Source organism: Nocardia noduli, from assembly GCF_019038455.1.
In the GTDB taxonomy this organism is placed as follows: domain Bacteria; phylum Actinomycetota; class Actinomycetes; order Mycobacteriales; family Mycobacteriaceae; genus Nocardia; species Nocardia noduli.
Map to the genome: position 1 here is coordinate 24336 of NZ_JAFMPL010000011.1, position 13213 is coordinate 37548.

Annotated in this window: 12 protein-coding genes; 9 read left to right on the plus strand and 3 right to left on the minus strand. The window is 67.4% G+C overall.

Annotation, left to right across the window (positions count from 1 at the left end; genetic code table 11):
• The first annotated feature begins 16 nt into the window (after window positions 1-16).
• The 6 genes from JZ792_RS09310 (at window position 17) to JZ792_RS09335 (ending at window position 7626) form a co-directional block, all read left to right on the plus strand.
• Window positions 17-2617 carry a bifunctional FO biosynthesis protein CofGH gene (locus JZ792_RS09310; protein ID WP_216908922.1) on the plus strand — a complete coding sequence of 867 codons (2601 nt, stop codon included), beginning with the start codon at window positions 17-19 and terminating at the stop codon, window positions 2615-2617.
• Between the two features lie 152 nt (window positions 2618-2769).
• The gene (locus JZ792_RS09315) at window positions 2770-3099 is read left to right on the plus strand and encodes a Uma2 family endonuclease (RefSeq protein WP_216908924.1); all 330 of its coding nucleotides are present in this window, start codon (window positions 2770-2772) and stop codon (window positions 3097-3099) included.
• A 203-nt stretch (window positions 3100-3302) separates the two neighbouring features.
• On the plus strand, window positions 3303-3623 hold the full coding sequence (gene fdxA / locus JZ792_RS09320) for a ferredoxin (RefSeq protein WP_109528510.1): 321 nt from the start codon (window positions 3303-3305) through the stop codon (window positions 3621-3623).
• Window positions 3624-3631: 8 nt separating this feature from the next.
• Window positions 3632-4741: a succinyldiaminopimelate transaminase gene (gene dapC, locus JZ792_RS09325; RefSeq protein ID WP_216909110.1), complete on the plus strand. Its 1110-nt coding sequence runs from the start codon at window positions 3632-3634 to the stop codon at window positions 4739-4741.
• Between the two features lie 223 nt (window positions 4742-4964).
• Entirely contained in the window at window positions 4965-6599 is a 1635-nt protein-coding gene (pruA, locus tag JZ792_RS09330; protein ID WP_216908926.1) for an L-glutamate gamma-semialdehyde dehydrogenase, read from the plus strand.
• Window positions 6600-6669: 70 nt separating this feature from the next.
• The gene (locus tag JZ792_RS09335) at window positions 6670-7626 is read left to right on the plus strand and encodes a proline dehydrogenase family protein (protein ID WP_216908928.1); all 957 of its coding nucleotides are present in this window, start codon (window positions 6670-6672) and stop codon (window positions 7624-7626) included.
• Here JZ792_RS09335 and JZ792_RS09340 read toward each other — a convergent pair whose 3' ends face one another.
• On the minus strand, window positions 7627-8496 hold the full coding sequence (locus JZ792_RS09340) for an oxygenase MpaB family protein (RefSeq protein ID WP_216908930.1): 870 nt from the start codon (window positions 8494-8496) through the stop codon (window positions 7627-7629).
• A gap of 176 nt (window positions 8497-8672) precedes the next feature.
• Here JZ792_RS09340 and JZ792_RS09345 point away from each other — a divergent pair, with 176 nt between their 5' ends.
• Entirely contained in the window at window positions 8673-9305 is a 633-nt protein-coding gene (locus JZ792_RS09345; RefSeq protein ID WP_216908932.1) for a TetR/AcrR family transcriptional regulator, read from the plus strand.
• Window positions 9306-9320: 15 nt separating this feature from the next.
• Here the strand turns inward: JZ792_RS09345 and JZ792_RS09350 are convergent, their stop codons facing one another.
• Window positions 9321-10184, minus strand: coding sequence for an oxygenase MpaB family protein (locus JZ792_RS09350; protein ID WP_216909113.1), 864 nt, complete (start codon window positions 10182-10184; stop codon window positions 9321-9323).
• 162 nt (window positions 10185-10346) lie between these two features.
• Between JZ792_RS09350 and JZ792_RS09355 the strand changes: the two genes are divergently transcribed.
• Complete coding sequence (locus tag JZ792_RS09355; RefSeq protein WP_216908934.1) at window positions 10347-11783, plus strand: acyl-CoA synthetase; 1437 nt, start codon at window positions 10347-10349, stop codon at window positions 11781-11783.
• A 34-nt stretch (window positions 11784-11817) separates the two neighbouring features.
• Window positions 11818-12204, plus strand: a complete 387-nt coding sequence (locus JZ792_RS09360) for a PPOX class F420-dependent oxidoreductase (RefSeq protein WP_216908936.1) — start codon at window positions 11818-11820, stop codon at window positions 12202-12204.
• Between the two features lie 18 nt (window positions 12205-12222).
• On the opposite strand, the gene dapD is transcribed toward JZ792_RS09360, so the two are convergent.
• Complete coding sequence (dapD, locus tag JZ792_RS09365; RefSeq protein WP_216908938.1) at window positions 12223-13170, minus strand: 2,3,4,5-tetrahydropyridine-2,6-dicarboxylate N-succinyltransferase; 948 nt, start codon at window positions 13168-13170, stop codon at window positions 12223-12225.
• Window positions 13171-13213: the final 43 nt, after the last annotated feature.

The window sequence follows — 13213 nt, forward strand, 5'->3', positions numbered from 1 at the left end:
GAAGGATGTGTAGCGCATGATCGAGGGCGTGACCGAGCTAGCGACACCGAGTGTCCCCCCCGTGCCGCCCACGTCATCGGCCATGCGCCGGGCGCTGCGGCGAGCGCGTGACGGCGTGACATTGAACGTGGACGAAGCCACCGTGCTGCTGCACGCCCGCGGCGATGACCTGGTCGATCTGTCCGCCAGCGCGGCCAGAGTGCGCGACGCGGGTCTGGAGTCGGCGGGTCGCCCGAGAACCATCAGTTATTCCCGCAACGTCTTCATCCCGCTAACCAAACTGTGCCGGGACAAATGCCACTACTGCACCTTCGTCACGGTCCCGGGCAAATTGCGGGCCGAGGGCAAAGGCATGTTCCTCGAACCCGACGAGGTGCTCGAGATCGCGCGCGAAGGCGCGGCGCTCGGCTGCAAGGAAGCGCTGTTCACCCTCGGTGACCGGCCGGAGGACCGCTGGCCCGAGGCCGCGCAGTGGCTCGACGAGCGCGGTTACGATTCCACCCTCGACTATCTGCGCGCCGTCTCCATCCTGGTACTGGAGGAGACCGGACTGCTTCCGCACCTGAATCCGGGTGTGATGAGCTGGGACGAGATCTCCCGGCTCAAGCCGGTCGCGCAGTCCATGGGCATGATGCTGGAGACCACCTCGTCCCGGTTGTTCACCGAGAAGGGCGAATGCCACTACGGCAGTCCCGACAAGGATCCGGCGGTGCGGTTGCGCTCGATCACCGACGCCGGACGTCTCTCGGTGCCCTACACCACCGGAATCCTGATCGGCATCGGCGAGACGATGGTCGAGCGCGCCGAATCCATCATGGCGATTCGTAAGCAGCACAAGGCATTCGGGCACATCCAGGAAGTGATCATCCAGAACTTCCGGGCCAAGGACGACACCGCGATGCGGGATACCCCCGACGCCGGTCTGGAGGAATTCCGCGCCGCCATCGCCGTCACCAGGCTGCTGCTCGGCCCGGATGTGCCGGTGCAGGCGCCGCCGAATCTGGTCTCCCAGCAGGACTGCCTCGATCTCATCGACGCGGGGATCGATGACTGGGGCGGGGTCTCCCCGGTCACGCCCGACCACGTCAACCCCGAACGGCCGTGGCCCAATCTGGACACCCTGCGCGAGATCACCGAAGCCGCGGGATACCAGCTGGTCGAGCGCACCTCCGCGCATCCGAAGTACGTGCGCGCGGGCAATCCGTGGATCGACCCCCGGATCGGCGCGCACGTCGCGGCGCTGACCGACCCGGCGACCGGTCTGGCGAACCCGGACGCGTTGCCGGTCGGCCTGCCGTGGCAGGAGCCCGACGAGAACTGGGATTCGGCGGGGCGGGTCGATCTCAACACCTCGATCGACATCACCGGACGAAATACCGAGAGCCGCAGCGATTCCGGACTCGGCCAGGAGGTCCTGGGAGCCTTCGGCGACTGGGACACCATTCGCGAACAGGCCCGTGATCTGGCGATCACCGCGCCGCAGCGGCTGGACGCCGACGTACTCGCGGCGTTGCGCGCCGCCGAAGCCGATCCGGCGGGCCTGAGCGACGCCGAATACCTGGCGCTCGCCACCGCCGACGGCCCGGATCTGGAAGCCGTTGTCGCCCTCGCCGATCAGTTGCGCCGGGAGGTATCCGGCGACGAGGTCACCTACGTGGTGAACCGGAATATCAACTTCACCAATATCTGCTACACCGGATGTCGTTTCTGCGCGTTCGCCCAGCGCAAGGGCGACGCCGACGCCTTCACGCTCAGCACGGAGGAAGTCGCCGACCGGGCCTGGGAGGCCTATGTCGACGGTGCGAGCGAGGTCTGCATGCAGGGCGGTATCGACCCGGATCTGCCGGTCACCGGATACGCGGATCTGGTGCGCGCGGTGAAGCGGCGGGTGCCGTCGATGCACGTGCACGCGTTCAGTCCGATGGAGATCGTGAACGGCGCGTCACGTGGCGGTCAGAGCGTCAAGGACTGGCTGGTCGCGCTGAAAGAGGCGGGGCTGGACACCATCCCCGGTACCGCGGCCGAGATCCTGGACGACGAGGTGCGCTGGGTGCTCACCAAGGGCAAACTGCCGGCGTCGGCCTGGATCGAGGTCATCACCACGGCCCATCAGGTGGGGCTGCGGTCGAGTTCGACCATGATGTACGGCCACGTCGACAATCCGTCGCACTGGGTCGGCCACCTGCGCGTGCTGCGCGGAATCCAGGACGAGACCGGCGGTTTCACCGAATTCGTGCTGCTGCCCTTCGTCCACCAGAGCGCCCCGCTCTACCTGGCGGGCGCCGCACGCCCGGGCCCGACCATCCGCGACAACCGCGCCGCCCACGCCCTGTCGCGCATCATGCTGCACGGCCGTATCCACAATATCCAGACCAGCTGGGTCAAACTCGGCACCCAGGGCACCCGCATGATGCTCAACGGCGGGGCCAACGACCTCGGCGGCACCCTGATGGAGGAGACCATCTCCCGCATGGCGGGCTCCCAGCACGGCTCGGCGAAAACCGTCGCCGAACTGCGCGAGATCGCCGAGGGCATCGGCAGGCCGGTCCGCGAACGCACCACCGTCTACGGCCGCATCGACCGCTCCGCCACCTCGATCCCCCTGGTCGTCGGATAGCCACGGAAGCACTCGGGACGACGGTTACGATCGCGACGTGACCGTCATCTGGCAGGGCCCGCAACCGACGCCGATCGACTGGGTGACGTTCCTCGACATCGAGGAGGACGTCCGCCGCGAGTTCGAGATCGTCGACGGTTTCGTCGTCCCGCGTGAGCAGCGCGGGTCTCCCCGAATTCGAGCAGTTGGGGGCCGGGCACTGCGTGATCGTCGTCGAGGTGCTGTCCACCTGGTCCGAACGCAGGGACCGGGTGCACAAGATGAGCGATTACGCGGACGCGGGCATCCCGCACTACTGGCTGGTGAGTTTCGACAAGATCGGGGCGCTGACCATCGAGCGCTACACGCTGTCGGATCGGACCGGCCCCTACATCCATATCGGCACCGGTCATCGCGATATGGGCCCGGTAGCTGTCGCCGCCTCGGATCCCTTTCCGCTGGAATTGCTGTGGGCGGATCTGGAGATCGCGCCGCGGGTGTGAACGGTGGGGTTGGAGGGATCGGTCACTCGATGCGGGCGTGAACGGGGTTGCGGCACTAGGATCTGGCTGGGGCGTCACAGTGGACGCGGCCGGGGTCGGAGCTGGGAAGTTAGGGCAGGCTGACCGGTAGTAACGTGGGGTGTAGGGATAGGGTTTCGCAGGCGGACCATCCCGCAGGTGAGGACCAGACTAGGAGAACGGCAGTGCCGTACATCATCGCTGAACCGTGCGTTGACGTGAAGGACAAGGCATGCATCGAGGAATGCCCCGTGGATTGCATCTACGAGGGTGGTCGCATGCTGTACATCCATCCCGACGAGTGCGTGGACTGTGGTGCGTGTGAGCCGGTGTGTCCGGTCGAGGCCATCTTCTACGAGGACGACACCCCCGACCAGTGGATCGGTTACGTGAACGCCAACGTCGATTTCTTCGACGAGTTGGGTTCGCCGGGTGGCGCGACCAAGGTCGGCAAGACCGATTTCGATCCGGCGTTCATCAAAGAACTCCCCCCGATGGGCGAGTGAGTTCGCACGTGTCGGCTCGTATTCGGGTCAGCTCGCTGCTGCCCGACTTCCCTTGGGACACCATCGCGGCGGTCAAGGCGAAAGCGGCGGCGCATCCCGGCGGAATCGTCGACCTGTCGGTCGGCACCCCGGTCGATCCGGTGGCACCGCTGATCAGGACCGCGTTGAATTCGGTCGCCGAGGTCCCCGGCTACCCGACCACGCACGGGACGCCCGAATTGCGCGCCGCCGCCGTCGACGCGTTGAAGCGGCGCTACGGGGTCACCGATATCGATCCCGCCGCCGTCCTGCCGGTGATCGGCACCAAGGAACTGATCGCCGGACTGCCGAAACTGCTCGGCCTCGGCACCGGCGACCTGGTCGTCATCCCCGAGGCCGCCTACCCGACCTACGAGGTCGGGGCACTGCTCGCGGGCGCTGAGATCGTGCGCGCGGACGGTCTGACCCAGCTCGGCCCGCGCAACCCGGCCCTGATCTACGTGAATTCGCCGTCGAATCCCACCGGCAAGGTGCTCGGCGTCGATCACCTGCGCAAGGTCGTCGCCTTCGCCCGCGAGCGCGGTGCGATCGTGGCCTCCGACGAGTGCTACCTCGGACTGACCTGGGAGGGCCGGGCGGTCTCGATCCTCGACCCCGATGTCTGCGACGGCGATCATACGAACCTGCTCGCGGTGCATTCCCTGTCGAAGACCTCGAATCTGGCCAGTTACCGCGCCGGATTCGTGGCGGGCGACCCCGAACTCGTCGCGGAACTGCTCGAAGTCCGCAAACATTCCGGCATGATGGTGCCCTTCCCGATCCAGGCCGCCATGACCGCGGCGCTGAGCGACGACGCGCACGAGGCGCAGCAGCGCGAACGGTACCGGGCGCGCCGGGAGATTCTGCGAAAGGCCCTGGAAGCGGCCGGTTTCCGCATCGATCATTCCGAAGCGGGCCTCTACCTGTGGTCGACCAGGGGCGAGAACTGCCACACGACCCTGGACTGGCTGGCCGAACGCGGCATCCTCGCCGCGCCCGGCGAGTTCTACGGCCCGGGCTGTGCCGAATACGTCCGCATCGCCCTGACCGCGACCGACGAGCGCATCGACGCCGCGGTCTCACGGCTCGGCGAGCGCTGAGAACAGCGCGCCGGGCGTGCCCGACGCTCATCTGACACTCCGGAGCGTCGAAGACGGTCGGACCGTGCGCGTCGCGATCCGCGATCGGCCGACGACCCTAGGTTCGATGCGGCCACCCGATCGCCGACCGCCCGCCCGATCGAGCGGTTGTCAGGCAGCATCGGCGGACACGCGATCGGCGCGCGTGGCGCGCAACCGGCCGCAAAGGGCGATAGCCTGGGGTATGGACGCTGTCACGGTTGTCCCTGTCCCCGGCAACGAGCCGGTGCATTCCTACGCACCCGGCAGCCGGGAGCGTGAACTACTGGTCGCGCGACTGGCCGAGATCTCCGCCGAATCCGTCGATGTCCCGCTGGTCGTCGGCGGCAAACATCGCCCGGGTATCGGCGATCGGCACTCCATCGTCGCCCCGCACCGGCACGCTCACGTCCTCGGGACCTACACCGATATCACCCACTCCGAAGCGCGCGGAGCCATCGACGCGGCCATCGCGGCCGCGCCGGGCTGGCGCGCGCTACCCTTCGACGAACGCGCCGCGATCCTGCTGCGCGCCGCGGACCTGCTCGCGGGCCCGTGGCGTGAGACCATCGCCGCCGCGACCATGCTCGGTCAATCGAAATCGGCGATCCAGGCCGAGATCGACGCACCCTGTGAACTGATCGACTTCTGGCGTTTCAATGTGGCGTTCGCGCGCCAGATCATGGAACAGCAACCCCAGTCCTCGCCCGGGGTGTGGAATCGCCTGGAGTATCGGCCGCTGGAGGGTTTCGTCTACGCGATCACCCCCTTCAACTTCACCGCCATCGCGGGAAATCTGCCGACCGCGCCCGCCCTGATGGGTAATACGGTGGTCTGGAAACCGTCACCGACCCAGACGCTGTCCGCGTTCTACACCATGAGATTGCTCGAAGCCGCGGGCCTGCCGCCCGGCGTGATCAACATGGTGACCGGCGACGGCGCGGCACTGTCGGAAGTCGCGCTGAGCGATCCCCGCCTGGCCGGAATCCATTTCACCGGTTCCACCGGGACATTCCAATACCTGTGGCAGCAGGTCGGCGCGAATATCGGCCGCTACCACGGCTATCCGAGGCTGGTCGGTGAGACCGGCGGCAAGGATTTCATCGTCGCGCATCCCTCGGCCGATCCGGACGCGTTGCGCACCGCGATGGTCCGCGGCGCCTACGAATACCAGGGCCAGAAATGTTCCGCCGCGTCGCGCGCCTATATCCCGCGCTCGGTGTGGCGGGTCATGGGCGACGATTTCCTGAACGTCGCGGGCGGGCTCGAATACGGCGATATCGCCGACCTGACGAAATTCGGTGGCGCGCTGATCGATCGACGTTCCTACGACAAGAACGTGGCCGCCATCGAGCGGGCCCGCGACGCCGGGATCACCATCCCGGTCGGCGGCGAGTACGACGATTCCGAAGGCTGGTTCGTGCGCCCGACGGTACTGCTGTCCGACGATCCCCGCGACGAGTCCTTCCGGACCGAGTATTTCGGCCCGATCCTGTCGGTGCACGTCTACGACGATGCCGAACCCGGTTCCTACGCCGCGATTCTGGCCGAGGCCGAATCCGCCGCACCCTACGGGCTGACCGGCGCGATCTTCGCCCAGGACCGGCACGCGATCGAACAGGCGAGTGCCGCTTTGCGATTCGCGGCGGGCAATTTCTACATCAACGACAAACCCACCGGCGCGGTGGTCGGTCAGCAGCCTTTCGGTGGCGCGCGCGCTTCGGGAACCGACGACAAGGCGGGTTCGCCGCTGAATCTGCTGCGGTGGGTGGCGCCACGGACCATCAAGGAGACGTTCGTCCCCCCGGTCGAGCATCGCTATCCGCATATGGACGTGTGAGCGGCATTCCCGACGGCACAGGAGGCACGGTGGGCCAGGCAACGCAGAATCCGGTGCGGGGTAGGCGGCGATGAATCCGCTGCGTCCCGTCATTCTCGCGGCCGCCGGGTCGCCGCGCATGAAACGCGTGCTCACCGGCACGACCGTCACCACCGATATCGTCCGCCGCTTCGTGGCGGGCGAGAGCAGGACCGAACTGCTTCCGGTCGTGGCGGCCGTGCTCGGCACCGACCGGCTGGTCAGCGTCGATTTCCTCGGTGAGTACACGACCGACCGGGCGCAGGCGGACGCGACCGTGGCGGAATACCTCTCGCTCATCAACGATCTCGCGGCGCTCGGGCGGGTGCGGTCGCTCGGTGTCGAGGTCGCGCCGGTGGAGGTGTCGGTCAAATTATCGGCCCTCGGGCAGGCGTTACCCGCCGACGGCCCCGCCATCGCCACCGACAATCTGCGCGTCCTGTGCACGAAGGCGGCCGAGGCCGGGGTATGGGTGACCGTCGACGCGGAGGATCACACCGCCACCGACGCCACCCTGGCCTCGGTACTCGAACTGCGGCCCGAATTCCCCTGGCTCGGCACGGTTCTCCAGGCCTACCTGCATCGCACCGAATCCGACTGCGCCGAATTCGCCGGTCCGGATTCACGAATCCGGTTGTGCAAGGGCGCCTATCGGGAACCGCAGGGTGTGGCCTTCCAGCAGGCCGTCGAGGTGACCGAATCGTATCTGCGCTGTCTCGAAGTCCTCATGTACGGGGACGGCTATCCGATGGTGGCGACCCACGATCCGATGCTCGTCTTGGCGGCGGAGACGATGGCGGCCGAAACGAACCGGGCCGCCTATCGTTTCGAGCACCAGATGCTCTACGGCATTCGCGAGGGTGAGCAGTCCCGGCTGACCGAGGCCGGATACGCGATGCGGGTCTACATGCCCTACGGCAACGAGTGGTACGGCTACCTGACCCGGCGGCTGGCCGAGCGCCCGGCGAATCTGGGGTTCTTCCTGCGGGCGCTGGTCTCACGGTCCTGATCAGACCAGCGGCTTGCCCAGCCGGTGCCTGCGACGCATGTCCCACAGGTAGGCGTTGAGCGGAAAGAGTCTGGCGGGCTTGGGGAATCGCCGATGGACGGCGCCGATCGCGCGCAACAGCGCGTTCATGATCCGTTCGTCGCGGTCGGTCCAGGTCAACCGCATCTCCGAGCGCAGATGCGGTGGCAGCAGCCCGACAACGAAGAAGCGCTGAATCGGTGCGAAGATCCGCAGCGGCCTGGTGACCATCTTCAGATCGATGAGGTCGTCGAAGAAGGCGCGGGTCCTCGGATCGATCGTCTTGGTGGCCAGTTCGGAAGTCCAGTACTCGTCGAACGCGGCGCGATCGGCGGGCCACATCTCGGGGCGCACCTGCAACGTGGTGCCGAGTCGGGAGGCGTACCGGTAGAAGACCTCGGTGGTGTCGGGATCCATCGGACCGTGTAGTCGTTCCTCCAGGTCGACGATGCCCCAGTACAGGCAGGCAGCCACCCACAGCTGTAGTTTCGGGTCGAAGGCGTTGTACTCGACCGGGCTGTCGGGACCGGAGTGGACGGGCCGGTGCGAGCCGTTGACGGCTTTCTTGTAGATCCGCTTGTCCTCGTCGGTGCCCATCAGCGCGACCGCGAGGTAGGTCAGCGTGGTGCGCAGCCGCTTGTACGGATGCACGGTGATGCGACCGGATTCGACGGGACTCTCCATCACGCCGTAGGCGACCGGACGCAGGCTGAGCTGCATGATGACGTTCGCGGTGCCGCCGAGGAAGGCGGCCGCCCCGGTCCAGAACTCCTCCATGTCGAAGTCGTCTGCCGTCCCGTAGCGGCAGCTTCGGGCCGGTTCGGGCGTTGTCTCGCGCAGGGGTGCGGTCATGGGATCCCCGTCTTTCTGTCTTCGTCCACGATGACGAAAAGTGAGAAGATTGTGCCCTCACCTTCTCATCGTCTCGGAACCCTGTCAATCGGCGGTGACCGTCGCCGGAGGGTGATGCTATGCGATGCTTGGATCGTCATCGTTTCGCCGGAATCGACTGTGGATAGGTGGAGAGCATGGCGAGGCTGACCAGGTTGCTGCCCCTGGTGCGCAACACGGGCCCGGAGGATCGCAATCAGGCACGCGTGCTGGACGCCGCCCTGATGGCCTTCCTCGATTTCGGGATCAAGCGCACGAGCATGGTCGAGGTGGCACGGCGCTGCGGGCTGTCGCTGGCCACGCTGTACCGGCGCTTCGCGAGCAAATCCGATCTCATCCAGGCGGTCGCGCTCCGTCAGACCCGCGATTTCATCGATGAGGTCGACGCCGTACTGAAACGTCAGGTGGACCGCGACGCCGACGCCGAGGACCAGATCGTCGAACTGTTCGCCGCGTTCATCAACGGCCTGCGCGGTAACGAACTGGTCCACCGCCTGCTCGCCACCGAACCCGAACTGGTCCTGCCGTTCCTCACCACGCGCGGCGCGCCGATCATCGAACTCGGCCGCGACTACCTCGCCGAATTCGTCGCCCGCCTCCAGGCGGAAGGAAAACTCCCCGACTACGACCCGGCCCCCCTCGCCGAGATGATCGCCCGCACCGCGGTATCACTGGCGCTCACCCCCCAAACGGTGATCCCGCTCGGCGACGACCAGGCCATCCGCCGCTTCGCCCGCGACCACGTCGTCGTCTCCTTCAGGGTGTCCTGAAGACGCGTCGCGTCGTCAGACCAGGCGCAGGCCGAGGCGGCGGCGCAGGCGCAGGTCCCAGAGGAATGCGGTGATCGGAAAAGTCCTGAGCGCGTGGGGGATTCGGTCCTCGATCGCGCCCGCGGTGGTGAGCAGGCGGGCCAGGTTGCGGTCGTCGCGGTCGGACCAGGGCATGCCCATCTGGTCGCGGAGGTGGGCGGGGAGCATGCCCGCGGTCATCCAGCGGTGGAATCGGCCGAAGGCGAGGTTGACCGGGCGGGGGAACATCTTCAGGTCGACGATGTCGTCCAACATGGCGCGCACCGGTGCGGCGATGCTGGTGCGGGCCAGGTTCTCGGTCCAGTAGCGGTCGAAGGCGGCGCGGTCGGCGGGCCACAGCCCGGAGGGCATCTGGAGCGTGCTGCCGAGACGTTCGGCGTGCTGGTAGAAGCCGTCGGCGGCGGCCTCGTCCATGGGACCGTGCATGCGCTCGTAGAGGTCGCGCGCGCCCCAGTAGAGGCAGGCGGCCACCCACAGTTGCAGGACGGGGTCGAAGGCGTTGTATTTCACGGGGCTGTCCGGGCCGGAGCGCACGCCCCGGTGCGAGGTATCGATCGCCGCGCGGTAGGCGGCGCGTTCGTCCTCGGTGCCGAGCATGGCGACCGCGAGATAGGTGAGGGTGGTTCGGGTCCGTTTGATCGGGTGCAGCATGATCTTGCCGCTGTCGACCGGACTCTCCAGCACGCCGTAGCCGACGGCGGGGGTGCTCAACTGCATGATGACGTTGGCCGCCGCGCCGAAGAACGCGGCCGATCCGTCGATATGACGGGTGATGTCGAAGTCGTCGGTCCCGGCGCGCGTGCTCGGCGTCGACGCGGCGGCGCGAAATGGTCTGGTCATGGCGACCTCGATCTCGTCGTTGAGAAGAGTATTCATAAACCGTCTCACCGCCTCTGCGGGGTGTCAACCGTCTGCCGCCGACGTCGTCCGAGCTGTGATCGGAGGGCGGACCGTCCGTGGGGCAGCGTCGGTCGCCGGGTCCGCGCGCAGTAGCGTGAGCGAATGTCGTTCGGCTCGCCGTTGCTGCTTCGTTCCCTGAATCCGCTCGCCGTCGCCGCGGGTGCGGATATACCCGACGCCGTCACCATCGACGGGACCACGCTCTCGCGCGGTGATCTGCTCGGCGCGGCGACCTCGGTGGCCGAGCGAGTCGCTCGCGCCGACCGGGTGGCTGTTCTGGCCGCGCCCACCGTCACGACGGTGCTCGCGGTCGTCGGCTGCCTGATCGCGGGCGTCACGGTGGTGCCCGTGCCGCCGGATTCCGGCGAGACCGAACTCGCCCATATCCTCGCCGATTCGGGGGCGCAGGCATGGCTCGGCGAGGCGCCCGACGGCACCGGACTGCCGGTGGTGCCGGTACGCGTGCACGCGCGTTCCTGGCACACCTATTCCGAACCCGATCCGTCCTCGGCCGCGTTCATCCTCTACACCTCGGGCACCACCGGCCTGCCCAAGGGCGTGATACTCACGCGCGGCGCCATCGCCGCCGGGCTCGACGCCCTCGCCGACGCGTGGTCGTGGACCGCGAGCGATGTACTGGTACAAGGTCTTCCGCTGTTCCACGTGCACGGCCTGATCCTCGGCCTACTCGGCCCGCTTCGCGTCGGCTCACCGCTGATCCACACCGGCAAGCCGACCCCGCAGGCCTACGCGCAGGCGAAGGGAACGCTGTATTTCGGAGTGCCGACGGTGTGGTCACGGGTCGTCGAAGATCCGGAGGCCGCACGGCACTTAGCGAAAGCCAGGCTGCTGGTGTCGGGCAGCGCGCCCCTGCCCGTTCCGGTTTTCGAGAAGTTGCGCGAACTCACCGGGCAGAGTCCGGTCGAGCGGTACGGCATGAGCGAAACCATGATCACGCTGTCCACGCGCGCCGACGGCGAGCGCAGGCCCGGCTGGGTCGGCACCCCCGTGGCGGGCGTGCGGACCCGGCTGCGCGACGAAACCGGCGCGCCGGTGCCGCACGACGGCGAGAGTATCGGCGGGCTACAGGTCTCGGGACCGATGCTGTTCGACGGATACCTGAACCGTCCCGAGGTGACCGCAGAGAGTTGGACCGAGGACGGCTGGTTCCGCACCGGTGACGTGGCCGTCATCGACGCCGAGGGTTTCCATCGCATCGTCGGGCGCGAATCGGTGGATCTCATCAAATCCGGCGGCTATCGGATCGGGGCGGGCGAGGTCGAGACCGTGCTGCTCGGCCATCCCGCCGTCGCCGAAGCGGCCGTGGTCGGTCTGCCCGACGACGATCTCGGCCAGCGCGTCGTCGCCTTCGTCGTGCTGCGCGACGGTGTGGCGGACGATGTCGAGTCCGAACTCATCGACCATGTGGCGCAGCAGCTTTCGGTGCACAAACGGCCACGAGAGGTCCGCGTGCTGACCGCGTTGCCGCGCAATGCCATGGGCAAGGTGCAGAAGAAGGTGCTGGCTTCGGGGGATTGACCTCGAGTGAGGTACAGGTTCTACGGTGACGGATATGAACGCACAGCTGACGTCCGAACAGATCGATTACCTGCACACACAGCAGTTGGGTCGGCTGGCGACCGTCCGCCCCGACGGCTCGCCCCAGAACAACCCCGTCGGCTTCCGGTACAACGCCGACCTCGGCACCATCGATATCGCGGGCTGGAACATGGGCGCTTCGTGGAAGTTCCGCAATCTGACCGGTAACGACCGCGTCGCCTTCGTGGTCGACGACGTCGCCTCGGTCCGGCCGTGGCGGGTGCGCTGCCTCGAAATACGGGGCACCGCAGAGGCATTGACGGATGTGCAGCCCTACATCGACGGCGTGTCCCGTGAGATGATCCGCATCCGCCCGGACCGGGTCATCGCGTTCGGGCTGGAGGGTGAGCCCGCCTCGTGAGGCTCACCCTGCGGGAATTCAGTCGTTCGCGTGCAGCGCCGCGTTGAGCTCGATACCCGTGCCCGCGCGGGACACCACTTCCACCGCTCCGCTCTGGGAATTGCGACGGAACAGCAGATTGTTCTGCCCGGCCAGTTCGGCGGCCTTGACCACGGTGCCGTCGGGCGTGACGACCTTGGTGCCCGCGGTGACGTAGAGTCCGGCCTCGACCACGCAGTCGTCACCGAGCGGGATGCCGACGCCGGCGTTCGCGCCGATCAGCGAACGCTCGCCGATCGAGATGATCTGGGTGCCGCCACCGGACAGCGTGCCCATGGTCGACGCGCCACCGCCGATATCGGAACCGTCGCCGACCAGGACGCCCGCCGAGATACGACCTTCGATCATCGAATTGCCGAGGGTGCCCGCGTTGAAGTTGACGAAACCCTCGTGCATGACGGTGGTGCCGGAGGCGAGATGCGCGCCGAGCCGGACCCGGTCGGCGTCGCCGATGCGCACGCCGGTCGGGATCACGTAGTCGACCATGCGCGGGAATTTGTCGACGCTGTAGACGGTCACCGGACCGCGGGCGCGCAGTTTGGCGCGGGTGACCTCGAAACCCTCCACCGCGGCGGGGCCGTGGTTGGTCCAGACCACATTGCTCAGCAGGCCGAACTGGCCGTCCAGGCTGATCGTGTGAGGGGTCACCAGCCGGTGGGAGAGCAGGTGCAGGCGCAGGTAGACGTCGTGCGCGTCGACCGGCGGGGCGGACAGGTCGGCGATCACGGTGCGCACCGCGATCACGTCGACGCCGCGCGCGTCGTCGAAGCCGAGCAGCGCGGCGTACTCCGCGGGGGCGTCATCGAGGCGTTTGGTGCCCGTCTCGCCGAATTCGCCCAGCTCCGGGCTCGGGTACCAGGTGTCGAGGACGGTTCCGTCCGCGGTCACATTGGCGATACCGACTGCTGCTGCTCCCTTGATGCTCACGTCGACAGAGGTTACCGACCCGAGGCGGGCCGTGGTGAACCTA